Raw genomic sequence first — 22,859 nt, forward strand, 5'->3', positions numbered from 1 at the left:
CCCCAATGGCCTGAAAGCCCCCATGACAACACCCCGGAGACGACCACATGGAACTCACCTACGTCCCCCTCGGCGAACGACCCCTCCGACGCCTTCCCCAACTGCTCATCGGCCTCACCCTGTACGGCCTCAGCCTCTCACTCCTGGTCAGAGCCTCACTCGGCGTCAACCCCTGGAGCGCCCTGCACGAAGGCCTGACCCACCACACCACCCTCAGCTTCGGCACGATCAGCGCCGTCCTGGGCGCACTCGTCCTGCTGCTGTGGATCCCACTCAAACAGCGACCGACACTCGGCACCGCCGCCAACATCATCGTCCTGGCCTACTCAGCCGACCTCGGCCTCGCGCTCATCCCAGAAGACCTCGAACTGCCCGCACGCATCGCCCTGCTGACCGGGGGAGTGCTCCTCAACGGACTGTCCGTCGCCATCTACGTCGGCGCCCGCCTCGGACCAGGCCCCAGAGACGGCCTCATGACCGGCGCCTCCGCCGCGACCGGACGCTCCATCCGGCTGGTCCGCACCCTCATCGAGATCACCGTGCTCGCCGCCGGCTGGCTCCTCGGCGGCAGCGTGGGCGCCGGCACCGTGCTGTACGCACTCGCGGTCGGGCCGATCGCCCAGTTCTTCATGCCCAGGTTCGCCTACACGAGCACACCCTGAGCCGGCCCCCACCGGACACAGGCGAGCGGCGCCACCTCCGACACCACGGGGGAGGGGCGCCACCACACCTCGACGTCTAAGAAGTCAGCACCCGCACCGCAGGCGCCTGCGGAGCCGCCATCGACGGCTGCTGCTGCCGTACCGCATCCACCGAACGCTGCCGCGGCGAGACGCGCTCAGCGCAGCCGCCCTCGCAGTAACCGTTGGTGACGATCAGCCGCCCCCTGGCAGGCGTGTACGCCTCACGGCCGGAAGCGGGCAGGACCCCCTGGCACACCTGGCACAAAATCGCGTCGTTCCCCACGTGTGCTCCCTATCCGAAGTCTCGCCGGATAACCCACACTATGCGCACTCAATCATTCCGGGTCAGTATTTCCACGATCCGTCAAACACATCGGTCAACATCCGGGGGAGCAAGCCGACACGCCGCACACCAGATCTACTTGACATAATGTTCATTATCGAGCAACCAGATCGGGCTACGATCAAGCCATGCCGAACATCGGAGTCCCCGAAATCCTCATGCTGCTCACCATCGTCGGCATCATCGCAGCCATCATCGCGGCCATCGCCATCACCGCCGGCAAGATCGCGCGAGGCCGCACACCACATCCGATGATCACACCCACGACGCCCGCCGAACTCGAACATCAGCTGCAGGCACTCGTCAACGAGGGCAAGACCATCCTCGCCATCAAGATCCTGCGCCAGCACACCGGCCTCAGCCTCCAGGACGCCAAAACCGCCGTCGACGGCATGCGCGCAGGACGCCGCCTCATCGACCACCCCGCCATGACCCGCCTGCCACAGCCACCCCCACGCCTGCACCAGGCCGACCTCGCCACCAGAGTCCGCGAGCTCAAGGCCGCCGGACGCGAGCAGCAGGCCGTGCATCTGGTCATCGGCGAGACCGGCATGACCCAGGGCGAGGCACAGACCTTCGTGCAAGCGCTGTGATCGGCGTTACGATCGACACATGCCGACGAGTCTGGGTTCCCTCGTCCTCCTGACCGTTCTCGTGACAGCGGCGATCATCTGGTTGATCTTCCTGGCCGTACGGCTGACGCGGCGCCCCCGAAACCGCCTCCTGCCCTCCCTCGACATCACCGACCAGGCGCGTGAGCTGAAGGCCTCCGGGCAGTTCACCGACGCGGTCTTCCTGGTGCGCGGCGAGACGGGAATGAGTCATCGCGCCGCCACGAGATTCGTGCGAAAGCTATGAATCGAGGCTAAACCGGACAGAAGGTGAATTCTGTTTGGTATAAGAAACGTGCGCCGGAAGCGCCCCTGACGTGCGCCGCGAGACGGACCGCGCCCAGGCGCTCTCCCGCACGCGTACGGCCAGGCCGGAGCCCCGCCCGCCGTACCTGACGACCCCGTTTCCCTGTGACGCACCTCTCCCCCCTTTGGCGATCACTCGAGCCGGAGTTATGTCCCCTTTGCGCCCCCCTGTCCGGGTGGAGATGTCCGAAAATTCGGGAAATTGCGCTGTTCAGTCACTTGGCTTTGCTGAGTCATGTCAGCATCACTTGTTCAGTCGAAGCTCAGCTCTGAAGGATGACCTCACGTGCGGATTCTGCTCCTTGTCTCTGCGTTCAACGGCCTGACCCAGCGCGCCTGGATCGAACTTCGCGAGGCCGGCCACGAGGTGACGGTGGAACTGGCGCTGTCGGAGGAGGTGATGCTCGAGGCGGTGGCTCTGGCCAAGCCCGACCTGGTGATCTGCCCCTTCCTGAAGGACAGGGTCCCCGAGCGGCTGTGGCGCGAGCACCGGGTGATCATCATCCACCCCGGCCCGCGTGGGGACAGGGGCCCGTCCTCGCTGGACTGGGCGATCCTGGAGGGCGAGCGGCGCTGGGGCGTGACGGCGTTGCAGGCGGTCGAGGAGATGGACGCGGGGCCGATCTGGGGGTGGCGGGAGTTCGCGTTGCCGGCCGAGCCGATGCGTAAGAGCTCGCTGTACAACGGGCTGGTCTCGGACGCCGCGGTGGAGTTGGTGGTGGAGGTGGTGCAGAAGGCGGCTGATCCTTCGTTCGTGCCTGTGCCGCTGGATTACGGGCGTCCTGAGGTGTGGGGCCGGTTGCGTCCTGCGATGGTGCGGGCCGATCGGGAGTTCTCGTGGGCGGAGTCGTCGGAGCGGGTGGTGCGGCGGATCAGGGCGGCTGACGGGTCGCCGGGTGCGGCGGCGTTGCTGTGCGGGATGCCGGTGCGGGTGTTCGATGCGCGGATGGGTCCTGAGCTGGTGGGTCAGCCGGGGTCGGTGGCCGCTCGCCGGGGTGGGGCGGTGTTGGTGCACACCGGTGACGGGACGGTGTGGGTCGGTCAGCTGCGGCGTGAGGACCGGGTCGGGGTGAAGCTGCCGGCTGTGTCGGTGTTGCGTCGGCGGCTGGGGCGGGCGCCGGGTAGTCAGCCGGGGTTTTCGGAGATCACGTATCAGCGGGCCGGCCGGGTGGGGGTGGTGAGTTTCGACTTCTACAACGGGGCGATGGCGACGAATCAGTGCCGGCGGCTGGTGGAGGCGTTGCAGTACGCGGTGGCGCAGGACACGCGGGTGGTGGTGGTTCGCGGTGGTGAGGTGTTCTCGAACGGGATTCATCTGAATGTGATCGAGTCGGCGCGGCATCCGGAGATGGAGGCGTGGATGAACATCAACGCCATCAACGGGGTGTGCAAGGAGATCATCGGCTGTACGGGGCAGTTGGTGGTGGCGTCGATGGGGGGTAACGCGGGCGCGGGTGGGGTGATGATGGCGCTCGGGGCGGATCGGGTGCTGGTGCGTGAGGGGCGGGTGCTGAATCCGCATTATCGGACGATGGGGTTGTTCGGTTCGGAGTACTGGACGTATGTGCTGCCTCGGCGGGTGGGTGCGGAGGTGGCGCAGTCGTTGACGGGTGAGGCGTTGCCGTTGGGGGCGGCGTCGGCGGTGTCGCTGGGGTTGGCTGATCGGTTGTTGAAGGGGTCGAGGGAGGAGTTCGAGCAGGAGGTTCTGGAGTACGCCGAGCGGTTGGCGGGGCGGGATGACTATGAGGAGCTGGTGCGGGTGAAGCGGGAGCGGCGTGAGGAGGATGAGCGGCGTAAGCCGTTGGAGGCGTATCGGATCGAGGAGCTGGCGGAGATGAGCAGGGACATGTTCGATGATCGGCATGGGTTCGCTGAGGCGCGGCGGGCGTTTGTGGGGAAGGCGAAGGCGGTGGCGACGCCGGCGCATCTTGCGTCGCATCGTGGGACGTCTGGTCTCTGAGGTCTCGTTTGTCGCGTGTGCATCTCATATGTGAGATATGTTCTCCTGCTATGGCGGATGACTATCTTGTGCGGATCGGCAGGCTGATCCGGGATGCGCGGCAGCATCGGGGTTGGACGCAGCTTCAGCTGGCGGAGGCTTTGGCGACGAGTCAGAGCGCGGTGAACCGGATCGAGAAGGGCAATCAGAACATCAGTCTTGAGATGATTGCCCGGATCGGTGAGGCGTTGGACAGCGAGATCGTGTCGCTGGGTTATGCGGGGCCGATGCATCTTCGGGTGGTGGGTGGCCGGCGGTTGTCGGGCAGCATCGAGGTGAAGACGAGCAAGAACGCGTGTGTGGCGTTGTTGTGCGCGTCGTTGCTGAATTCGGGGCGGACGATCCTGCGGAAGGTGGCGCGGATCGAGGAGGTCTACCGGATTCTGGAGGTGCTGGCCTCGATCGGGGTGCGGGCGCGGTGGATCAACGACGGGAGCGATCTGGAGATCGTTCCGCCGGCGCGGCTGGATCTGGGGTCGATGGACACCGAGGCGGCTCGCCGTACCAGGAGTGTGATCATGTTCCTGGGGCCGTTGATGCATCGGGCGGAGCAGTTCGAGATTCCGTACGCGGGCGGGTGCGATCTGGGGACGCGGACGGTGCAGCCGCACATGAGCGCGTTGAAGCATTTCGGTCTGGAGCTGACGGCGACGGGCGGGATGTATCACGCGAAGGTGGACGCGTCGGTCTCCCCCACCAGGCCGATCGTGTTGACCGAGCGGGGCGACACGGTGACGGAGAACGCCCTGCTGGCGGCGGCGCGTCATGACGGGGTGTCGGTGATCCGTAACGCGTCGTCGAACTACATGGTGCAGGACCTGTGCTTCTTCCTGGAGGAGCTGGGTGTGAAGGTGGAGGGTGTCGGGACGACGACGCTGACGGTGCACGGGGTGCCGCAGATCGAGGCGGATGTCGACTACTCCCCCTCCGAGGATCCGGTGGAGGCGATGAGTCTGCTGGCGGCGGCGGTGGTGACGTCGTCGGAGCTGACGATCTGCAGGGTGCCGATCGAGTTCCTGGAGATCGAGCTGGCGGTGCTCGAGGAGATGGGGCTGGATCATGATCGGGGGGTGGAGTATCGGGCGGCGAACGGTCGTACGCGTCTGGTGGATCTGACGGTGCGGCCTTCGAAGCTCGTCTCCCCCACCGACAAGATTCATCCGATGCCGTTCCCCGGGCTGAACATCGACAATGTGCCGTTCTTCGCGGCGATCGCGGCGACGGCGCAGGGCTCGACGCTGATTCATGACTGGGTCTACGACAATCGGGCGATCTATCTGACGGAGCTGACGCGGCTGGGTGCGTCGGTGAAGTTGCTGGATCCGCATCGGGTGCTGGTGGAGGGGCCGACGCGGTGGCGGTCGGCGGAGATGATGTGCCCGCCGGCGTTGCGTCCCGCGGTGGTGGTGCTGCTGGCGATGATGGCGGCGGAGGGCACGTCGGTGCTGCGGAACGTGTATGTGATCAATCGGGGTTATGAGGATCTGGCGGAGCGGTTGACGGCGCTGGGTGCGCGGATCGAGATCTTCCGCGACATCTAGGGTCCTGTCCCCCGCCTTAGGGCTGCCCCGCCGCTCCCCTGCCGTTGGGGGGTGGCGGGGCTCTGCCGTCTGCGGGGCGGCGCTCTGCCGGGTGCGGCGGGCTCAGGGCAGGGCGGCCTCGATGAGGTCGGCTGCGCGCTTGGTGCCGCCTTCGGCCTGCAGGTGGCGTTGGATGGCGGCGAGGCGTTCGGTGACGTGGGGGTCGCCGGTGAGGTCGAGCAGGGCCTGGCGCAGGGCGGTGGCGGTGGCCTGGTCGGTGTCGAGGCGGCGGGCGACGCCGAGTTCGGTGAGGCGGCCGGCGTTGGAGAACTGGTCGACGGCCTGGGGTACGGCGATCATGGGGACGGCGCAGGCGAGTCCTTCGGCGGCGCCGATGTCGTAGAGGAACAGGTCGGGCCGGTCGTCGTGGTAGGCCTGGCGGAGTTGGGGGGTCATGGCCTGGTTGTCGCGCAGGAAGACGTCGAGTTGGGCGATGGTGTCGTCGGGCCAGCCGTCGGGGTCGTCGTGGGTGGGCAGGGTGAGGTGTAGGGCTTGGGTTCGGCTCCGGCGGAGGTGATGACGTCGTGGTAGGAGGGGTCGTTGGCGTAGGTGACGCGATGGCCGCGGCGCACCAGCTCGGCGATGACCTCCAGGCTCGGGTTGACGTGGCCGGGTGCCGGAATGCTGACCATGGCGATGTGTGACATGGTCAGCAAAGCTATCGGGGCTGGTCGCGGGGCTCCTCGCGTTTTTGTCGGTGCCGCTCGGTACGGTCTTTGCGCTGATGTTCTAGGCGAGGAGGGGCATGCGGCCTGCGGAGCTCAACAGGCTGACGGTGCGGGAGGCGGCTGACCGTTATGTGGAGTTGGTGCGTGCCAAGACGTTGACGGGGGCGTTGTCGATGTCGACGGCGGAGGTCTACGCGCGGGATGTGGCGACGTTGGTGGCGCTGGCCGGTGAGGGGGCGGTGCTCGACGATCTGACGGGCGAGGACGTGGATGCGATTTTGCTGGCGTTCGCGCGTAAGCCTGACGGGCGCAGGGCCGAGCCGACGGGCGGGTTGCAGAGCGCCTCTTCGCAGGCGCGGTTCAGGCGGTCGATCTCGGCGCTGTTCAAGCACGCGACGCTGGCGGGTTGGGTGCAGATCAATCCGATGGCGATGGCGACGGTGACGGCCAGGGAGCGGGGCGGGCTGCGGGCCGAGCGGCGGGCGTTGACGCGGGAGCAGGCGCAGGGGCTGATCGGCGCGGCCAGGGAGTTGGGGGCCGAGCCCGAGGTTGCGGCGCCGGTGGCGAAGGGGCGGCGCAGGCCGCGTAGTGACCAGCGTACGGAGTCGCGTGACGCGTTGATCGTGTTGTTGTTGTCGACTGTGGGTCCGCGGGTGTCGGAGCTGGTGCGGGCCAATGTGGAGGATTTCTACACCAACGACGGGGTGCGTTACTGGCGGATCTTCGGCAAGGGCGGCAAGACGCGTGATGTGCCGTTGCCGGGGGTGGTGGCGCAGGCGTTGGAGGCGTATCTGGCCGGGGGGCGTCCTGAGACGGCCGACAAGGCGTTGCTGTTGTCGTGGCGGGGGCGGCGGCTGGCGCGCGGTGATGTGCAGGCGGTGATCGACAGGGTGCAGCGGCAGGTCGATCCTGCGCAGCGGCGTTCGGTGACGCCGCATGGTCTGCGGCACACGACGGCGACGCACCTGCTGGCCGACGCGGTGGACATGGACGCGGTGCGGCGGGTGCTGGGGCACAGTGATCTGGCGACGTTGGGGCGTTATCGCGATGAGCTGCCCGGTGAGCTGGAGGTGGCGATGCGCTCCCATCCGTTGCTGAAGCCTCCCGATCGGCGATGATGGACGGCATGACTTCGGCTTTGTGGTCGTTCGCGGTGGTTGCGGGGTTGGTCACGATCGTGCCGGGGCTCGACACGGCGCTGGTGCTGCGGGCGGCGTTGACGCGGGGCAGGCGGGTGGCTTTCGCGACGGCGCTGGGGGTCAACACCGGGGTGCTGGTGTGGGGGGCGGCCGCGGCGGCGGGGTTGTCGGCGTTGCTGACCGCTTCGCAGGTGGCTTTCACCGCGTTGCGTTACGCGGGTGCGGCCTACCTGGTGTGGTTCGGGGTGTCGATGATCGTGAAGGCTCGGCGGCCGGCGCAGGGGGTGGCCGAGCCTGCCGTACGGGAGGGTGGCGGGCTGGTCTCGGCGTGGGCCAGGGGCGCGCTGACGAACCTGCTCAATCCCAAGATCGGCGTGTTCTACGTGGCGTTGCTGCCGCAGTTCCTGCCGCAGGAGGCGCCGCCGCTGGTGGGCGGGTTGCTGCTGGCGCTGGTGCACAACGTGGAGGGTCTGGCCTGGTTCACGTTGCTGATCTTCGGGGCGGGGGCGGCCAGGTCGTGGCTGGAGCGGCCGGTGGCGCGCCGGGTGATCGACAGGGTGACGGGCACGGTGCTGGTGGCCTTCGGGCTGCGGCTGGCGTTGTCGCCGCAGTAGCGGCCGGGAGCGCTCAGATGAGCCCGCCGTCGACGTGGATGTTCTGGCCTGTCACCCAGCCGCTGTCGGGTCCGGCGAGGAAGGCGACGACGGCCGCGACGTCGGCGGGGGTGCCGAGCCTGCCCAGGGGGGTCATGGTGGCCACGGCCTGGCGTTGCTGTTCGGTGGTCGCCTCGCGCAGCAGGTCGGTGTCGGTGGGGCCGGGTGAGATGGTGTTGACGGTGATGCCGCGTCCTGCCAGTTCCTTGGCCGCGACCCTGCTGAACTGCTCGACGGCGGCTTTGCTCGCGGTGTAGAGGGCCTCGCCCGGGCTGGGCCAGGTCGTGCTGACGGTCGACAGGTTGATGATCCTGCCGCCGTCTCGCAGGTGGGGCAGGGCGTGCTGGATGGTGAAGAAGACGCCTTTGGCGTTGACGGCCATGGCATGGTCGTAGTCGGCCTCGGTGACCTCGGAGATGGGGCGGTCGGCGGCGATGGCGGCGTTGTTGACCAGGATGTCGAGGCCGGGTTCGGGGAAGCGCTCGTGGGCGGTGGTGAAGGCGGTGGCGAACAGTCGCTGGATGTCGTCGAGGTCGGTCAGGTCGAGCCGTACGGGCCAGGCGCCGCCGTCGGCCGAGCCGCGCAGGGCGCCGACCTCGAGGTCGATCTCGGCGGCCACGCGCCGGGCTGCGGCCTCAGCCGAGGCGTAGGTGAAGACGACCGAGGCGCCGTCGGCGGCCAGGCGTTGCACGATGGCCCTTCCGATGCCGCGTGAGCCGCCCGTCACCAGCGCGGTTCTGCCTGTCAGTGGCCCCATGGTCGCCCCTTTCGCCGGCTTGCCCTCCTCTCCCCTGCCACAGATGAGGCGCTTCAGTCGGCGCGGGCGGCCGGTGTCAGGTTCGTACGGCGGGCGTCAGGTGGAGCGCGATCTGGTCGAGGGAGACGTCGAGCACCTCGGCCAGGGCGGCGATGGTGAAGAAGGCGGGCGTGGGGATGCGGCCTCCGAAACCTCGGCACCGGGTACGCGGGACAGTCATCCTGGCATCGGGCACGAAGCCGCCGTCAAGCCAGGCCGGAGAGGCGGCTTCAGCGGTGCTCGCCCGGCTGTTCAGCTCTTTCATTCAGGCACATCAGCGTCTGCTGGCCCGTCGCGACGAGCGTCCGGTGCCCCTCCTGGACGCCGAACACCTCCAACTGGCACACGGTCAGCGTCCGCCCGGCTTTCAGAACCGTTCCCACGGCCTCGATGTGCTCGCCTACGGCAGGCCGCAGAAGATTGATCTTGTACTCCACTGTGAGCACCGCGGTGTTCTCGGGAAAGAGGGTGAACCCCGCATAGCCGCCCGCGCTGTCGGCGATGGCGCTGGTGGCTCCCGCATGGATGTAGCCGTGCTGCTGGGTGACCTCGGGCCGGCTGGGGAGCACGATGTGCACGCATCCTGGTGCGATGTGCACGATGCGCGCGCCGAGATGGCGCATCAATCCCTGACGTTCGAAACTGGCCCTGATACGCGCCTGCACCTCAGGGCTTGCCTGCTGCCGTCGCTGCCGATCTTCCATGGCCCTCCTCCATCGTTCGCCCGTCTTCCTGGCCCCCGTGCCAGCCCGTTCCGGCCTACGTGGTCTGCCCCTACTTGACCAGTTGCGCTGCCGGCAGCGCCAGACCGAACACGATCATCGCGGCATCGCAGACGCGACTCGCCTCTCGCGCGGTGAGCCATTCACCCGAGGAGACATCGACGCCTCCCCGACTACCGCCCAGCACCGGCGCCGCCCTCCCCCACGCCACCACCGACCACCACGTCCCCCTTCTGCTCACCCTCGCCGCCACGATCAGCCCTGGCCAAGGCGTCACCACCGCCACCGACCGCACCGTCTTCGGCGACTTCACCCGCTCCCCCCAAGCCGCCTGACACAGACCCCTACCGCACGCCGCCATCCCGTCGCCCTGGTCGGGGCCACGCAGCGGGGCGCTGGATGCCTCAAAGGTCGGCGGTCTTGCTGCGGACGATGAGGTCCACCGCATCCCGAATCTCGCGCAGGAGCGCGAGGGTCTGCTCGACGGCTGCGGCGATGGCCTGTCCGCCGGGGGGCGAGGGGGATCCAGCAGCGCGAAAGAGGCGCTGCAGCCCGGTCGGCGCTGCTCGCCCGCCTCTTCCCCACCCCCGGGGGCGCGCTCCCCTGCCATGCCCTCCGCCGCATGACCACGCGCCCCCGGACGGGCGCCTACGCGTCGAGGATGGGGATCAGCTGCTCCTCCTCGTAGGTCAGATGGCTCTCCACGGCGTCGATGAGCCGGTCGACCTCGGCCAGCACCTGGGCGGGGTCAGCGTCGGCGGCGGAGACGACCTGCTGTAGTTCCTCGATCAGCGCGGCGACGGTGTGGTGCTCCTCCCCCAGCCGCTCGATCGTCGGGGCGAGCTCGGGGTGGCGGGCGGCCAGGGCGGGGAACATTCCCTGGTCCTCGTGGGTGTGGTGGACGTGCAGCCCCTGGCAGAACGTCAGGCAGTTCACCCGCAGCTGGGCGCCCAGTCCGGCGCCCGACTCGGTGATCTCCTTGCGGATCAGGGCCAGCTCCCGCCTGAAGGTGTTGTGGATGAGTCTGAGCGCCTCGCCGAAGGAGCCGGCCTTGATGTTGGGCGGCCCGCTCGGGATCTCCTTCAGCGCCACGACCGGCAGGACGCGGGTGGTCTTGGCCTGGTAGTCGGCCCATCCGGGGTCGGCCTCGACCGCGCGGGCGAACAGGCGGTCGCGCTCTTGTCCCTCCAGGACGACGGCGTGCGCGTCGTAGGTGAAGACGCCGGTCTCGACCTGGACGCGCGGGTTGGCCACCACGTTGTGGAACCAGGCCGGGTGCTGGGCCGCGCCTCCGGCCGAGCCGATGACCAGGACGCGGTCGCCGTCGGGCAGGTATCCGAGCGGGGTGGTGTGCGGGCGGCCCGAGCGCGCTCCGGTGGTGGTCAGCAGGAGCAGTCTGGCTCCTTCGAAGTATCCGCCGACCCGCCCTTCGTTGGCCCGGAACTCCTCGATGATCTGCTGGTTGAACTCGTTCGGCATTCTCTGCTTTCTTCTTCGGGATGCGGTGAGCATGACGACGTCACCACGGCAGGACCGTGGTGCGGCGGGGAGGGGACGGCGCGCCCTGACGCCCGGCGGGGCTGACCCGGCGGGTGGTGTACGGCGGCGCCGTGCAGAGGGGGATGTCGCGCGTCGGCGCGGAACGGTGGCCCACAGGCGGAGCGGACAGCGAAGGCGGACCTCTGGCCCGCCCGGCGCTCACGCCGTGGCCGGGACCCTCACTCGCTCGTGGCCCAAGCAGGCCGACCCGGCAGTCACATCAAGCACCCTAGCGGCACCGAAGTCGGCCAGGCAACGCCGCCCCGACGCCGGCGGGGGCCGTGACGGCTTCCGGCCGTCGGGCAGCCACCGGCCTCCTGGCCACGCCGCGCCGGTGCGGCGCGCCCTGGGCCTGCCGTCTCGCGTGGCCGGCCGGAGCGTCTGTGCGCCGTCGGCCGTACCGCGCCGTCCGCCGTACCGCGCCGCGCGCTTGGCCCGCGCGGCGGGGACGACGGGACGGCGACTCGGTCACCCGGCTCGCGCGGTGAGCACCGCCTGGGCGGTCCTGGCGGCTTGGGCGGCGACGCCCAGGATGCCGGAGGTGATGAACGGGCCGCCCCCTGCGAGGTCCCCGACCACGTGCAGGCGTGGATCGGCAGGGACCAGTCCCCCGGCCGGATGCGGTGCCGCCAGGTCTTCGGCCAGCAGGGAGGCGACCAGCTGCGCGGCCGCGTGCGGCACGGCCTGCGGGGAGGGGTTCACGGCATTGACGACGACGTCCGCGCTCTGCGTGCCGTCGTCGCAGCGCAGCCGGAAGCGGCCGTGCGCGGCTTGGATCTCGCGGACGCCCGCGGCCACGGTGAGCTGCCCGCGATCCAGAAGCTCCATCAGGACGCGCGCGTTGACCGGCACCATGGGTGAGGCGAGGCTGGTGGCCAGCCGGAAGTGACGCCGCAGTCGCCCGCGGTCGGGCTGGGGCAGCAGCCGCCAGGCGTAGGGGCCGAGGGCGTGTGCCGTCTCCTGCAGGACGCGGCGGCCGATCGCGGGATCGTCGACGGCGGCCAGCTGGCGTCGCAGCCGCCGTCCGGGCTCGTCGGTTCTGGCGGACAGCAGGTCGGCCGCGAAGTCGTCGAAGTCCTCCCCGGCCTGGTCCAGTTCGGCGCGCAGCAACTGGATGAGGTCGTCCAGGGTGACGGCGCCGCTCTCGCGGTGCAGCGCGCTCACGTGCCCGTCCTCGGCGCGCAACCTCAGCCGGTCTGCGGAGGCGGCCATCGCGGTGACGCGGGCGGCGTGCACGCGTACGTGCCAACCTCGCTCGCGCAGGGCGGCCAGTGCCGTCTCGGCGGTGTGCCGCAGGTAGTGGCCGTAGAGCGCGCGGGGAACGAGCGGCTGTCCCAGCAGGCCGTCGAGGTGGGCGGGAGCGCGCTCGCCCAGCCAGGCCGCGTAGTGCCCCCTGTCACGGTGACGGATCGACATGAGGGCGGGTGGGGCGTTGACCAGCACCGTGTCCAGGTTGAGCGGCGGGCGTCGATCCCCCTCAAACGAGGGGTTGGCCCGAAGCGGAACATGGGGAAGGCTCACCGGGGGTCCGGACCACAGGCAGGAGGCTCACGGGTCGATCATGGGGCGGTCGCCGCGCTCCTGACCGGCTGGCGCAGCACGGTGCGCATCGTGGCGGGGTCGCTCTCGCCCAGGTCCGACAGGTACACCTCGTGGTGCAGGCCGTTGGCCACCAGGTCGTGGGCGTCCATGTAGTCCTGCATCGCCGCCAGCGTGAGGTGCTCGTCGCTGTAGGGGCCCTCGTGCAGCGCTTCGACGCACTCGCCCTCGGTGAAGGTGACGACCTGCACCCGGTCGACGGCGGCGCCCGAGGGGCGCGCCGCCTCCCTCGCGCGTTCCATCTGCCCGTCGGCCGGTACGGCGGGCAGCGGCAGGTGCAGGTGCCAGCGCCACTGCTCGCGCGGCACCTGAAGCGCGGGCCGCTCGTCCTCCACCCACCAGCGGCCCTCCAGCGGGCCGAAGGCGACGTTCATGGCGGCGGCGACGGTGTAGAGCGCGGTGATGGCCGAGGTGTGCTCGCCGCCGCCGGGTTCGCCGAGTCCTGAGACGGTCAGCGCGGTGACGGGCCCGTAGGTGGTGATCACTGGTCTTCCTCCAGGGGGATCTGCAGATGGGTGATGAGCTGGTCTGCGGGGGTGGTGGCCGGGTCGCTGGCGTAGACCTCCCTGAGCGGGCCGTGCACGGGGTGGTTGCGTTCGGCGCACCACGACAGCAGGGCGTGCGCGGTCAGGGAGATCTGGTCGTAGGGGCCGATGTGGGTGGCCTGGGCGAAGCGGCCTCCCGGCAGGAGGCGGCTGGTGGTGCCGGTGACGGGCGCGTCGCTTTCCAGGGCCACCTCGACGGTGAGGGGTTCGTTCAGGTCGACGGGGAACAGTCCGATCAGGCGGGGCGCGGCCTGCTGGAGATGGGCGTGCTGGAGACGGGCGGCCAGGAGCCTGGCCACGCACGCGGAGGTGGCGCGGCCCACGTCCAGGTCGTCGGCGGCCTGTTCGCTGGTCACCGCGACCAGGCGGGGGCTCTCCTCGACCATGCGGACCTGGGCCGACGGCAGCCCGTCGGCCATGACCTTCTCCAGGGCGGCCAGGGTGCGGCGGCGGCGGCGCAGTTCGCTGTCCAGGTCGTCGCGGACCTGGCCGAGCGCGCCTGCCGTACCCGACAGGACCTGCGCGATGACCGCGAGCGGCACGTCCAGTGACCGCAGCAATCCGATCGACATGGCCTGGCGGGCCTGGGAGGGGTGGTAGTAGCGGTAGCCGGTGTCGTCGTCGACGTGGGCGGGCGGCAGCAGGCCCAGGTCGGCGTAGTGGCGCAGCTGTTTGACGCTGAGCCTGCTGAGACGGGCGAACTGCCCGATTGGCAGGAGGTCCATGTCTCAAGGATGGGCTCTCCCTCGGCAGGAGAGTCCAACCGGTTGACCCTCACGGTGGGTGAGGGTTCATGCTGGAGGGATGAGTTTGACGGTGGGGCGGGTGGCGCGGCTGGCGGGGGTGACGGTGCGGACGCTGCACCACTACGACGAGATCGGCCTGCTGTCGCCCTCCGAGCGCACCCAGGCGGGCTACCGGCGTTACAGCGACGCCGATTTGGAGCGGCTGCAGCAGGTGCTGTTCTACAGGGAGCTCGGGTTCGGGCTGGAGGAGATCACCGCGATCCTGGACGACCCCGGCAGTGACGAGATGACGCACCTGCGCCGCCAGCACGAGCTGCTCATGGCGCGCCTCGACCGGCTGCGGGACATGGTGGCGGCGGTGGAGGTCGCGATGGAGGCGCGGACGATGAACATCACGCTCACGCCCGAGGAGCGCTTCGAGGTGTTCGGCGGCTTCCGTCCCGAGCGGTACGAGGCGGAGGTGCGGCGGCGCTGGGGCGGCACGCGGGAGTACGCCGAAAGCCGCCGCCGGGTCGCCTCCTACACCAAGGACGACTGGCTGCGGCTGCGCGATGAGGCGGCGCTGATCACCGAGGAGCTGGTGGCGGCGATGAAGGCGGGCCTTCCCGCGGACGGCGAGGCGGTGATGGAGCTGGCCGAACGGCATCGCGAGCACATCAGCCGCTGGTTCTACGAGTGCACGCCCGCCATCCATCGTTGCCTGGGCGAGTTGTACGTCGGCGACGCCCGTTTCACCGAGACGTTGGAGTCCGTGGCGTCGGGCCTGGCGGCGTATCTGAGTGAGGCGATCGAGGCCAACGCCGACCGGCGGGAAGGGGCGTGAGCGTGGCCCGTTTAGAGAACGTGGGGTATCCGATAGCCGGAGCGTACGTTCCTTTGAGAACGACGCAGCGGGTCGATCTGGCCCGCCGTGGCCGTCCACGCCGTCAACAACCTGGCCCTGCCGATGCTGGTGCTCCTCACCGGAACCACCGGGCCGGCAACGGCGGCGGGCTGACATGCCACCCCGCGGTGAGGCGAAAACGTGCGGCGGGAACGAGACCGGCGCACGCCGCGCGCGGCTGAGCGGACCTGAGGTCCTCACGGTCGACGGCGAGCGGTTCGCGGCTGCCCGCCGCCGGCGGCGGGTATAGGCCCTGCATGAACATCCAGTCCCTGGACAGCGATCTGGGCCGCAGCGTCCTGCGGATGGAACGCCCGCTGCCGCACCCCGTGCACGCGGTGTGGCGGGCCCTGACCGACCGCGCCGTGCTGGCCCGCTGGTTCCCCGCCGACCTGCGCATCGACGACCCCATGCCGGGCGGCAAGGTGGTCTTCGACTTCGGCGCAGGCGAGCGCGCCATGATCGGGATGGTCACCGACTTCGAGCCGCCCCGCCTGCTGGCCTACACCTGGGAGGGCGACCACCTGCGCTGGCAGGTGCGCCCAGGGGCGCTGACGCTGGCCCACACCTTCGACGACAGGGCGGGCGCGGCCAGCTTCGCCGCGGGCTGGCACACCTGCCTGCGGATCCTGGCCGCCGAACTGGCCGGCCTGCCCGCCCCCGAGGCGGAGGACACCGCCGAACTGCACGACGCCTTCGTCAACGAGTTCGGGCTCGACGAGCCGGAGTTCGGCCCCGGCTCGGTGCGCCTGGAACGCCAGCTGACCAGGAGCGCCGAACTGGTGTGGCGGGAGCTGACGGCGGGCCTGCAGGTGCGCGCCGACGGCCCGGTCCCGGCCGGCTTCACCTGCGGGCCCATCCCCGCGGGCAACGTCGCCGAGGTCGAGCCCGAGCGCAGACTCCTCTACTACACCCCCGACGGCACAGTGGCCTGGGAGCTGGGTGAGGGCACCGGGCAGGGCGCACGCCTGGTCCTGACCCACAGCGGAACCTCCGCCGCAGGACGTGAGCTGGCCGCCTCGGCCTGGCGCGAACACCTGAGGCGGCTGGCCGACCGGCTCAGGCGGCTGCCGGCTGAAGGGTGAGCACGGCGGCGGTCACCGCTCTGGCGCGGGCCGGATGGGTGAGGATCTCGACGCTGTCGCACATCTGGTCGACGCTGCCGCACAGCGCAAGCGCCCGCACCTGCGGGTCGCCGATGGACTCCAGCAGCGCCTCGGCCAGGCGCCCGCCGTCGATCACCTGGAAGGGCCGGTCATGGAAGGGCCGCACCGACGTCTCGACGGGGCCGGTGAGCGCGATCCTGTTGTGCACGGCGGCCAGCCGTTCGTAGGCGGCGCTGAGAGCCGCCTCGCGATCCCGCCAGGTGCGGGCGGCCAGCGCCGCCCCCAGGGCCTCGCCGAGCTCGGCGGCGCCCGGCAGGCGGGCCAGCGCGCTGCCGAGCCACTTGGCGTAGGGGGGATAGCGTCGCCGTTGCAGCAGCGCCAGCCGCATCACCTCCCTGACCAGCCGCCCGCCCAGCGTCGCCGAGCCGAGCTCGTCGCCCACCTCGGCGCACCGGCCGGGAAAGGACTCCTCCTGCCCGATGCGCTGCCACTGGCAGGCCAGCACGTACCGCCACAGGTCGTCGGGATACCAGCGCAGCGCCGCCCGCACCCGGTTCAGCTCCCCCAGCCCGTCGTGGAAGACCTCCCCGCACGTCACCTCGGCCAGCGCCTGCCACGGCGCCGACAACCAGTCCAGCGGCGTGATCGGCCCCCGCGGGTCGAAGCCCAGCCGTGAGGTGAGCCAGCCGCCCAGCTCGGCCACCCGCACCCCGTGACGCACCTGGCCGTGCTGGGCGAACACGGTCGGATAGCCGCAAAAGATGGAGGGAAGTCCCGCCTCGACCGCCGCCTCGGTCTCGGCGGCGGCGCCGGGCGGCACGAACAGCAGCACGCGAGGACCCCAGTCGTGGTCGGCGCTGCGCTGGGTGTCGAAGGCCAGCACCTCCGAGCCGGGACCGATGAGGGCGGCACTGTGCGGGATATCGGCGACGAGCGGCGCCACCACGTCGGCGTAGTAGGCGCGGCTCAGCTCAAGACCAGGAACAAAACCGGACATCATTCGTTCAACTGTGCCTGAGCGGTCCCGGAACCTCACCCGATTTTCTCACCCGCAGCCCAGAGCAGCCGGGCCGCCCGGCAGGCGGCCCGGCAGGCAGCCCGGATGACCTGGCGGCCCACCCTGCCCCTAGGCTGGCCTGCGCACCACCACACCAGCGAAAGGGTCGCCTCCTGTGCTCCGCCTGTTCCGCGCCGTCGCCATTGCCGAAGCCTGCTCCTGGGTCGGCCTGCTGGCCGGCATGTACGTCAAATACATCGCGCAGGCCGGCGAGCTCGGCGTGAAAATCTTCGGGCCCGTCCACGGCGGCCTGTTCGTGCTCTACCTCGCCGCGGTGCTGCTGCTGGCCCGCCAGGAGGGCTGGAGCAGAGCCACCACCGTGCTCGGCCTGGCCTGCTCGGTGCCGCCGCTGGCCACCGTCTGGTTCGAACGCCGCCAGCAGCGCCGAAGGAGCCACCCGGGAGAGCCTCAGGCGGCCACCTCGGTCGCCGCCACCGGCAGCCGGCGATAGCCGAGCCGCTCGTAGACGGCCAGCGCGGCGGCGTTGTGGTCATCGACCATCAGCGCCGCCCTGCCGTGCGCGGCCACCAGCCTGCCGCTCAACCACCTGCACACCCGCGCGGCCAGCCCCCTGCCCCGATGGGCGGCGTCGGTGGCCACCCCCGCCAGGAACCCGACCGACGGCGCGCTCCACGCGTCGGCGGCCACGGCCGCCAGCCTGCCCTCCACCCGCAGCCCCGCCCACCGCGTCACCCCCGGCCTGCCGGGAGCGGCATAGGAGTCGGGGGCGTGGACGGCCAGCAGCTTGGAGATCTCCTCATCGAAGGAGCCCTCCAGCCACGACACCCCGTCGGCGGGACCCACCGGCACATGGTCCAGACTCATCCAGGAAAAGCCCGCCACCCACCGCAGCGGCTCGACCTCGGCCACCACGCGCCGCATCAGCTCCGCCTCACCCAGCGGGCGAAAGCCGGGACCCACCTCGGCCAGCGCGTGCCGTACCAGCGTGGCGGCCTGCGCCGGCGCGCCCCACACAGCCAGCCTGTCACGCAGCGACACCCCCGGGCCCGCGGCCACCACCGCCTCGCCCGACGACTCCCGCACAGCCCACGCCCTGGCGCCGCCACGCAGATCCTGAGCCGCCCACACCACCAGGTCGTCGTCGCCGCACGCGTCCGCCACCTGCTCCAGCGAGGTCAGCTCGACGATCACAGGATGGCGCCGGGCGCGTAGCCGGCCGCCTGCGGGTAGCGGGCCACGATCTCCCCCACCCGCTGCGAGACCGACTCGACCTGGTCGGCCGCCGCGCCCGTGAAGGAGACCCTGTCGGCCAGCAACGCCTGCAGCTGCGCCTCATCCAGCGGGAAGCGCTCGTCGCCGCCCAGCCGCTCCAGCAGCCTGTTGGCCTGCCCCTGCGAGCGCATCGCCAGCGCCGAGGCCACCGCGTGCTCCTTGATCAGCTCGTGCGCCTGCTCGCGGCCCACCCCGGCCCGCACCGCGGCCATCAGCATCTTGGTCGTGCCCAGGAACGGCAGATAGCGATCCAGCTCGGCCGAGATGACCGCGGGGAAGGCGCCGAACTCGGCCAGCACCGTCAGCATCGTCTCCACCAGCCCGTCGAAGGCGAAGAACGCGTCCGGCAGCGCCACCCTGCGCACCACCGAGCACGACACGTCGCCCTCGTTCCACTGATCGCCGGCCAGCTCACCGGTCATCGACGCATACCCGCGCAGAATCACCGTCAGGCCGTTGACCCGCTCGCACGAGCGGGTGTTCATCTTGTGCGGCATCGCCGACGAGCCGACCTGCCCCTCCTTGAAACCCTCGGTGACCAGCTCGTGCCCGGCCATCAGCCTGATCGTCTTGGCCAGCGAACTCGGCGCGGCCGCCAACTGCACCAGCGCCGTGACCACCTCGAAGTCCAGCGAACGCGGATAGACCTGCCCCACGCTGGTGAAGCGCCGCTCGAAGCCCAGGTGCGCGGCCACCTGCTCCTCCAGCGCCGCCAGCTTGGCCCGGTCGCCGCCCAGCAGGTCAAGCATGTCCTGCGCGGTGCCGACAGGACCCTTGATGCCGCGCAGCGGGTAACGGCCGATCAGCTCCTCCAGCCGCGCGAAAGCCACCAGCAGCTCGTCGGCCGCTCCGGCGAAACGCTTGCCCAACGTCGTGGCCTGCGCGGCCACGTTGTGCGAACGGCCCGCCATCACCGTCGCCTCGTGCTCCTCGGCCAGCGAGGCCAGCCGCGCCAGCAACGCCACCGCCCGATCACGCACCAGCAGCAGGCTGTCGCGGATCTGCAACTGCTCGACGTTCTCGGTCAGGTCACGCGAGGTCATGCCCTTGTGCACGTGCTCATGCCCGGCCAGCGCGTTGAACTCCTCGATGCGGGCCTTCACATCGTGCCTGCTGACCCGCTCCCGCTCGGCGATGGAGGCCAGATCGACCTGCTCGACGACCTTGTCGTAGTCGTCGATCGCCTGCTGCGGCACCGCGACGCCCAACTGCGCCTGCGCCCTCAACACCGCCAGCCACAGCCGCCGCTCGGCGACCACCTTGTACTCGGGAGACCACAGGCGGGCCAGCTCGCCGGAGGCGTAGCGGGCGGCCAGAACATTGGGGATCAACGGCTTGGACGTCACGTTGCCCCAGTGTATGGGGCCCGCCCCCCGCACATGCGAAAGGGGGGCGGCCCCCGCAGGGACCGCCCCCCTTCATCGTTCACGCTCCGGCGCTAGGCCGGGGCGGCCACCTTCTCCTTGGCGTGCGCCGGCGCGGCCGGAGTGCGGCGCAGCCGCTCCTTGGTCCGCTCCACCATCGTGTACAGCGTCGGCACCAGCACCAGCGTCAGCAGCGTCGAGGAGATCAACCCGCCGATCACCACGATCGCCAGCGGCTGGGAGATGAACCCGCCCGAGCCCGTCACCCCCAGCGCCATCGGCGCCAGCGCGCCGATCGTGGCCACCGCGGTCATCAGGATCGGCCGCAGCCTGCGCCTGCCACCCTCGATGACCGCCTCCACCACGCCCATGCCCTGCTCGCGGTACTGGTTGATCAGGTCGATCAGCACGATCGCGTTCGTCACCACGATGCCGATCAGCATCAGCATGCCGATCAACGCGGGCACACCCATCGGCGTCCCCGTCGCCAGCAGCAGCCCGATCGCGCCCGTCGCCGCGAACGGCACCGACACCAACAGGATCAGCGGCTGCACGAAACTCCTGAACGCCGCCACCATGATCATGAAGACGATCGCGATCGCCGCCACCATCGCCAGCCCCAGGTCGGCGAACGCGTCGGCCTGATCGGCCGACACCCCGCCGATCGTGTACGCGGCACCCGCCGGCAGCGCCAGCGCGTCCAGCTTGGCCGTCAGCGTCTGCGTCACGCTGCCCAGGTCGCTGGCGGCCGCCTTGGCCGACACCGTCGCCGAACGCTCACCGTCGATCCTGGTGATCTGCGTCGGCCCGTCCACCTGCGACACCTTCGCCACCTGCGACACCTTGACCGGCCCGACCTTGAGGTCCTCGACCTCCTCCACATCCGCAGGCGCGTCGTCGCCGCGCAGGATCAGATCGCTGGCGATGCCGTCCAAAGTCAGCTGACCCAGCGGCGCGCCACGGAAGGCCTGCGCCACCGCCTGCCCGACCTGCGCCTCGGTCACGCCCTTCTCAGCGGCCTTCTCCCTGTCGACGGCCACCTCGATCCGCGGCGCGCTGCCCTCCAGGTTGGAGGAGACGTCACGCAACTGCGGCAGCTCACCCATCGCCGCCTTCACCTGCTCGGCCGCGCGGCCCAGCGTCTGCGAGTCCGGCGCCTGCACGATCACGTCGATGGAGTCGGAGGCGAAGCCGCCGCCGCCCTGCCCGCCGACCGTCACCTCACCCACACCCGACAGCTCCTTCAGCTCGGCACGCAGCCGCTCCTGCAGCGCCGCCGTGTCCGCGCCCTCCTCGGCCGTCAGCGAGTACGACACCCGATCGGCGCCGCCGCCCGTGCCGCCCATCATCGCGTTGCCGCCGCCGACGTTGACCTGGTAGGAACGCACGCCCTCCAACTCGGCCAGCACCCGCTCCACCTTCTTGGCCGCCGCGTCGGTCGTGGCCAGATCCGTGCCCACCGGCATCCGCTGGCTCACCGAGATCGTGTCCTGGCCCGAGGAGTCGATGAAGTTGGTCTCCAGCCTGCCCGCCAAGCCCATCGTCGCGGCGAAGACCACCACACCGATCAGCACCGTCACCAGACGGCGACGCGTGGCGAACCGCAACACCGGCAGGTACATGCGCTGCAGCGGGCTGCGCAGCTCCTTGGCCTCGGCCGCCTCCCTGACCGCCCTGGCCTCCTCAGGCTCCAGCGCCGGCGCCTTCAAGAACCAGTAGGCCAGCACCGGGATGACCGTCAGCGACACCAGCAACGAAGCCAGCAGCGCCACCGTCACCGTGACCGCGAACGGCGCGAACAGCTCACCCACCATGCCGCCCACGAACGCGATCGGCGCGAACACCGCCACCGTCGTCAGCGTCGAGGCCGTCACCGCGCCCGACACCTCACGCACCGCCGCTGTCACCGCCGTCCGCTTCGGCTCGCCGTAACCCAGATGCCGCTTGATGTTCTCCAGCACCACGATCGAGTCGTCGACCACCCGGCCCACCGCGATCGTCAGCGCGCCCAGCGTCAGCATGTTCAGCGAGTAGTCACCCGCCCACAACGCGATCAACGCGATCACCACCGACAGCGGGATCGACACCGCCGTCACCAGCGTCGAGCGCACCGACAGCAGGAACACCAAGATGACCAGCACCGCGAACGCCAGACCCAGCAGACCCTCGGTCGTCAGCGACTCGATCGAACGCTCCACGTACGGCGCCTGATCGAAGATCACCGTCACCGCCGCGCCGCCGAGCGCCGCCCCCAGCTCCGGCAGCCTGTCGCGTACGGCATGCGAGATGCTCACCGCGTTGCCGTCCGGCGTCATCGTCACCGACACGCCCAGACTCGGCTCGCCGTTGGTCCGCGTCAGCGTCGTGGCCTCGGCCTTGCGCCGCTCCACCTTCGCCACCTCGCCCAGCTTCACCGGCTTGGGCGGCTTCGGCGCGACAGCAGGCGTCGCCGGGCTGGCCGGGTTCGCCTGCGGCCGGCCGGGCTGGGCGAGCTGGCCGGTGGGCCTGCCCGTCTGCTGCTGAGAGGCCTGCGGCGCAACCTGCTGCGGCGCGGGCGTCAGATACAGGTCCTTCAGCGCCTCGATCGAGTCGACCCGCTCGCCCACCTGGACCGTCAGCGACTTGCCGTCCTCGGTCAGCGTGCCGGCCGGGACCGGCGTGCCGTTCGCCTTCAGCACCTCGGGGATCTGCGCGGGCGACACACCCTTCTTCGCCATCTTCTTGGCGTCGGGCGTGATCACCACCTCTTCGTCCCTGGCGCCGGTGACGTCGGCCTCGCGCACCCCCTCGATGCCCTGCAGCTCCGGCACCATGACGCGGCGCAGCCTGTCGGCCATCTGCCGCTCGTCACCGCCGTCGCCCACCGCCAGCACCAGCACCGGGATGTCGTCGGTGTTGCCCGCCACCACCTGCGGGTCGACCCCGTCGGGCAGCGGGATACGGCTGACGGCCTGCTGCATCTTGGCCAGCGAGTCGTCGATGTCGGTGCCGTAGGCGAAGGCCACCTGGATCTGCGCCATCCCCTCCTTCGACGTCGAGGTCATCTTCTCCATGCCGTCGATGCCGGCGAAGGAGTCCTCGATCGGCTTGGTGACCAGATCCTCGACGATCTCAGGCGAGGCCCCGGGATAGGGCGCGACGACGAACGCGCCAGGGAACGACAACGACGGCAGCAACTGCTGCTTGAGCTGCGGAATGGTGAAGGCGCCGAACGCGCTCAACACGATCGCCACCAATATGACGAGACTTCGGTTGGCGAGGCTCAACCGGGCCAGAGCAGTCATCCG

Annotated in this window: 24 protein-coding genes and 1 pseudogene; 11 read left to right on the forward strand and 14 right to left on the reverse strand. The window is 70.2% G+C overall.

Annotation, left to right across the window (positions count from 1 at the left end; all coding sequences use genetic code 11):
* Window positions 1–47 precede the first annotated feature (47 nt).
* Complete coding sequence (yczE, locus tag ABFX50_RS38285) at window positions 48–662, forward strand: membrane protein YczE (RefSeq protein WP_346153580.1); 615 nt, start codon at window positions 48–50, stop codon at window positions 660–662.
* Between the two features lie 76 nt (window positions 663–738).
* Here the strand turns inward: yczE and ABFX50_RS38290 are convergent, their stop codons facing one another.
* Window positions 739–966 (reverse strand): hypothetical protein, encoded by a 228-nt coding sequence (locus ABFX50_RS38290; protein ID WP_183643665.1) that lies wholly within the window; start codon window positions 964–966, stop codon window positions 739–741.
* A 188-nt stretch (window positions 967–1,154) separates the two neighbouring features.
* Here ABFX50_RS38290 and ABFX50_RS38295 point away from each other — a divergent pair, with 188 nt between their 5' ends.
* The 4 genes from ABFX50_RS38295 (at window position 1,155) to ABFX50_RS38310 (ending at window position 5,483) form a co-directional block, all read left to right on the forward strand.
* A complete protein-coding gene (locus ABFX50_RS38295; RefSeq protein WP_346153582.1) occupies window positions 1,155–1,619 on the forward strand; it encodes a hypothetical protein in 465 nt (154 codons plus the stop codon).
* Between the two features lie 19 nt (window positions 1,620–1,638).
* Window positions 1,639–1,884, forward strand: coding sequence for a hypothetical protein (locus ABFX50_RS38300; protein ID WP_183643671.1), 246 nt, complete (start codon window positions 1,639–1,641; stop codon window positions 1,882–1,884).
* 345 nt (window positions 1,885–2,229) lie between these two features.
* The gene (locus tag ABFX50_RS38305) at window positions 2,230–3,903 is read left to right on the forward strand and encodes an enoyl-CoA hydratase-related protein (RefSeq protein WP_346153584.1); all 1,674 of its coding nucleotides are present in this window, start codon (window positions 2,230–2,232) and stop codon (window positions 3,901–3,903) included.
* Window positions 3,904–3,953: 50 nt separating this feature from the next.
* Window positions 3,954–5,483 carry a helix-turn-helix domain-containing protein gene (locus ABFX50_RS38310; protein ID WP_346117661.1) on the forward strand — a complete coding sequence of 510 codons (1,530 nt, stop codon included), beginning with the start codon at window positions 3,954–3,956 and terminating at the stop codon, window positions 5,481–5,483.
* A 102-nt stretch (window positions 5,484–5,585) separates the two neighbouring features.
* Here ABFX50_RS38310 and ABFX50_RS38315 read toward each other — a convergent pair.
* A pseudogene (locus tag ABFX50_RS38315) lies at window positions 5,586–5,876 on the reverse strand (glycosyl transferase); the annotation flags it as partial.
* A gap of 38 nt (window positions 5,877–5,914) precedes the next feature.
* Complete coding sequence (locus ABFX50_RS38320; protein ID WP_346153589.1) at window positions 5,915–6,169, reverse strand: hypothetical protein; 255 nt, start codon at window positions 6,167–6,169, stop codon at window positions 5,915–5,917.
* Between the two features lie 98 nt (window positions 6,170–6,267).
* Here ABFX50_RS38320 and ABFX50_RS38325 point away from each other — a divergent pair, with 98 nt between their 5' ends.
* On the forward strand, window positions 6,268–7,308 hold the full coding sequence (locus ABFX50_RS38325) for a tyrosine-type recombinase/integrase (RefSeq protein WP_346153591.1): 1,041 nt from the start codon (window positions 6,268–6,270) through the stop codon (window positions 7,306–7,308).
* 8 nt (window positions 7,309–7,316) lie between these two features.
* On the forward strand, window positions 7,317–7,943 hold the full coding sequence (locus ABFX50_RS38330; RefSeq protein ID WP_183643685.1) for a LysE family translocator: 627 nt from the start codon (window positions 7,317–7,319) through the stop codon (window positions 7,941–7,943).
* Between the two features lie 13 nt (window positions 7,944–7,956).
* On the opposite strand, the gene ABFX50_RS38335 is transcribed toward ABFX50_RS38330, so the two are convergent.
* The 3 genes from ABFX50_RS38335 to ABFX50_RS38345 form a co-directional block, all read right to left on the reverse strand.
* On the reverse strand, window positions 7,957–8,739 hold the full coding sequence (locus tag ABFX50_RS38335) for an SDR family NAD(P)-dependent oxidoreductase (RefSeq protein ID WP_346117647.1): 783 nt from the start codon (window positions 8,737–8,739) through the stop codon (window positions 7,957–7,959).
* 76 nt (window positions 8,740–8,815) lie between these two features.
* Window positions 8,816–8,959 carry a hypothetical protein gene (locus ABFX50_RS38340; protein ID WP_346153593.1) on the reverse strand — a complete coding sequence of 48 codons (144 nt, stop codon included), beginning with the start codon at window positions 8,957–8,959 and terminating at the stop codon, window positions 8,816–8,818.
* 49 nt (window positions 8,960–9,008) lie between these two features.
* Window positions 9,009–9,482 (reverse strand): PaaI family thioesterase, encoded by a 474-nt coding sequence (locus ABFX50_RS38345; protein ID WP_346153595.1) that lies wholly within the window; start codon window positions 9,480–9,482, stop codon window positions 9,009–9,011.
* Between the two features lie 152 nt (window positions 9,483–9,634).
* On the opposite strand from ABFX50_RS38345, the gene ABFX50_RS38350 reads away from it, so the two are divergent.
* On the forward strand, window positions 9,635–9,835 hold the full coding sequence (locus ABFX50_RS38350) for a hypothetical protein (RefSeq protein WP_346153597.1): 201 nt from the start codon (window positions 9,635–9,637) through the stop codon (window positions 9,833–9,835).
* Between the two features lie 313 nt (window positions 9,836–10,148).
* Here the strand turns inward: ABFX50_RS38350 and ABFX50_RS38355 are convergent, their stop codons facing one another.
* The 4 genes from ABFX50_RS38355 to ABFX50_RS38370 form a co-directional block, all read right to left on the reverse strand.
* The gene (locus ABFX50_RS38355) at window positions 10,149–10,979 is read right to left on the reverse strand and encodes a nitroreductase/quinone reductase family protein (protein WP_346153599.1); all 831 of its coding nucleotides are present in this window, start codon (window positions 10,977–10,979) and stop codon (window positions 10,149–10,151) included.
* 528 nt (window positions 10,980–11,507) lie between these two features.
* A complete protein-coding gene (locus ABFX50_RS38360; RefSeq protein WP_346153601.1) occupies window positions 11,508–12,482 on the reverse strand; it encodes an FAD/NAD(P)-binding protein in 975 nt (324 codons plus the stop codon).
* A gap of 116 nt (window positions 12,483–12,598) precedes the next feature.
* Entirely contained in the window at window positions 12,599–13,123 is a 525-nt protein-coding gene (locus ABFX50_RS38365; RefSeq protein ID WP_346153603.1) for a GyrI-like domain-containing protein, read from the reverse strand.
* Window positions 13,120–13,908 (reverse strand): MerR family transcriptional regulator, encoded by a 789-nt coding sequence (locus ABFX50_RS38370; protein ID WP_346153605.1) that lies wholly within the window; start codon window positions 13,906–13,908, stop codon window positions 13,120–13,122. The genes ABFX50_RS38365 and ABFX50_RS38370 overlap by 4 nt, the downstream gene beginning before the upstream one ends.
* 79 nt (window positions 13,909–13,987) lie before the next feature.
* Here ABFX50_RS38370 and ABFX50_RS38375 point away from each other — a divergent pair, with 79 nt between their 5' ends.
* Both ABFX50_RS38375 and ABFX50_RS38380 read left to right on the forward strand, forming a co-directional pair.
* Entirely contained in the window at window positions 13,988–14,752 is a 765-nt protein-coding gene (locus ABFX50_RS38375; protein ID WP_346153607.1) for a MerR family transcriptional regulator, read from the forward strand.
* 317 nt (window positions 14,753–15,069) lie between these two features.
* Entirely contained in the window at window positions 15,070–15,897 is an 828-nt protein-coding gene (locus ABFX50_RS38380) for an SRPBCC domain-containing protein (RefSeq protein WP_346153609.1), read from the forward strand.
* Here the strand turns inward: ABFX50_RS38380 and ABFX50_RS38385 are convergent.
* A complete protein-coding gene (locus tag ABFX50_RS38385) occupies window positions 15,872–16,918 on the reverse strand; it encodes a DUF4037 domain-containing protein (RefSeq protein WP_346153611.1) in 1,047 nt (348 codons plus the stop codon). The two genes, ABFX50_RS38380 and ABFX50_RS38385, sit on opposite strands and share 26 nt — an antisense overlap.
* A 172-nt stretch (window positions 16,919–17,090) precedes the next feature.
* Between ABFX50_RS38385 and ABFX50_RS38390 the strand changes: the two genes are divergently transcribed.
* On the forward strand, window positions 17,091–17,426 hold the full coding sequence (locus ABFX50_RS38390) for a DUF3817 domain-containing protein (RefSeq protein ID WP_346153612.1): 336 nt from the start codon (window positions 17,091–17,093) through the stop codon (window positions 17,424–17,426).
* Here ABFX50_RS38390 and ABFX50_RS38395 read toward each other — a convergent pair.
* The 3 genes from ABFX50_RS38395 to ABFX50_RS38405 form a co-directional block, all read right to left on the reverse strand.
* Window positions 17,384–18,127, reverse strand: a complete 744-nt coding sequence (locus tag ABFX50_RS38395) for a GNAT family N-acetyltransferase (RefSeq protein ID WP_346153614.1) — start codon at window positions 18,125–18,127, stop codon at window positions 17,384–17,386. The two genes, ABFX50_RS38390 and ABFX50_RS38395, sit on opposite strands and share 43 nt — an antisense overlap.
* A complete protein-coding gene (purB, locus tag ABFX50_RS38400; protein ID WP_346153616.1) occupies window positions 18,124–19,554 on the reverse strand; it encodes an adenylosuccinate lyase in 1,431 nt (476 codons plus the stop codon). Before purB ends, ABFX50_RS38395 begins: the two co-directional genes overlap by 4 nt.
* Window positions 19,555–19,646: 92 nt before the next feature.
* Entirely contained in the window at window positions 19,647–22,805 is a 3,159-nt protein-coding gene (locus ABFX50_RS38405; RefSeq protein ID WP_379503504.1) for an efflux RND transporter permease subunit, read from the reverse strand.
* Window positions 22,806–22,859 lie beyond the last annotated feature (54 nt).

The organism is Nonomuraea recticatena, assembly GCF_039533245.1.
Classification (GTDB): Bacteria; Actinomycetota; Actinomycetes; order Streptosporangiales; family Streptosporangiaceae; genus Nonomuraea; species Nonomuraea roseola.

Excerpts from the sequence above, each read along its gene's own strand:
- ABFX50_RS38345 (WP_346153595.1), bottom strand. The coding sequence starts at position 9,482 with ATGGAAGATCGGCAGCGACGGCAGCAGGCAAGCCCTGAGGTGCAGGCG.
- ABFX50_RS38355 (WP_346153599.1), bottom strand. The coding sequence starts at position 10,979 with ATGCCGAACGAGTTCAACCAGCAGATCATCGAGGAGTTCCGGGCCAAC.
- ABFX50_RS38325 (WP_346153591.1), top strand. The coding sequence starts at position 6,268 with ATGCGGCCTGCGGAGCTCAACAGGCTGACGGTGCGGGAGGCGGCTGAC.
- ABFX50_RS38330 (WP_183643685.1), top strand. The coding sequence starts at position 7,317 with ATGACTTCGGCTTTGTGGTCGTTCGCGGTGGTTGCGGGGTTGGTCACG.
- ABFX50_RS38300 (WP_183643671.1), top strand. The coding sequence starts at position 1,639 with ATGCCGACGAGTCTGGGTTCCCTCGTCCTCCTGACCGTTCTCGTGACA.
- ABFX50_RS38385 (WP_346153611.1), bottom strand. The coding sequence starts at position 16,918 with ATGATGTCCGGTTTTGTTCCTGGTCTTGAGCTGAGCCGCGCCTACTAC.
- yczE (WP_346153580.1), top strand. The coding sequence starts at position 48 with ATGGAACTCACCTACGTCCCCCTCGGCGAACGACCCCTCCGACGCCTT.
- ABFX50_RS38380 (WP_346153609.1), top strand. The coding sequence starts at position 15,070 with ATGAACATCCAGTCCCTGGACAGCGATCTGGGCCGCAGCGTCCTGCGG.
- ABFX50_RS38335 (WP_346117647.1), bottom strand. The coding sequence starts at position 8,739 with ATGGGGCCACTGACAGGCAGAACCGCGCTGGTGACGGGCGGCTCACGC.
- ABFX50_RS38310 (WP_346117661.1), top strand. The coding sequence starts at position 3,954 with ATGGCGGATGACTATCTTGTGCGGATCGGCAGGCTGATCCGGGATGCG.
- ABFX50_RS38295 (WP_346153582.1), top strand. The coding sequence starts at position 1,155 with ATGCCGAACATCGGAGTCCCCGAAATCCTCATGCTGCTCACCATCGTC.
- ABFX50_RS38375 (WP_346153607.1), top strand. The coding sequence starts at position 13,988 with ATGAGTTTGACGGTGGGGCGGGTGGCGCGGCTGGCGGGGGTGACGGTG.
- ABFX50_RS38370 (WP_346153605.1), bottom strand. The coding sequence starts at position 13,908 with ATGGACCTCCTGCCAATCGGGCAGTTCGCCCGTCTCAGCAGGCTCAGC.
- ABFX50_RS38340 (WP_346153593.1), bottom strand. The coding sequence starts at position 8,959 with ATGACTGTCCCGCGTACCCGGTGCCGAGGTTTCGGAGGCCGCATCCCC.
- ABFX50_RS38320 (WP_346153589.1), bottom strand. The coding sequence starts at position 6,169 with ATGTCACACATCGCCATGGTCAGCATTCCGGCACCCGGCCACGTCAAC.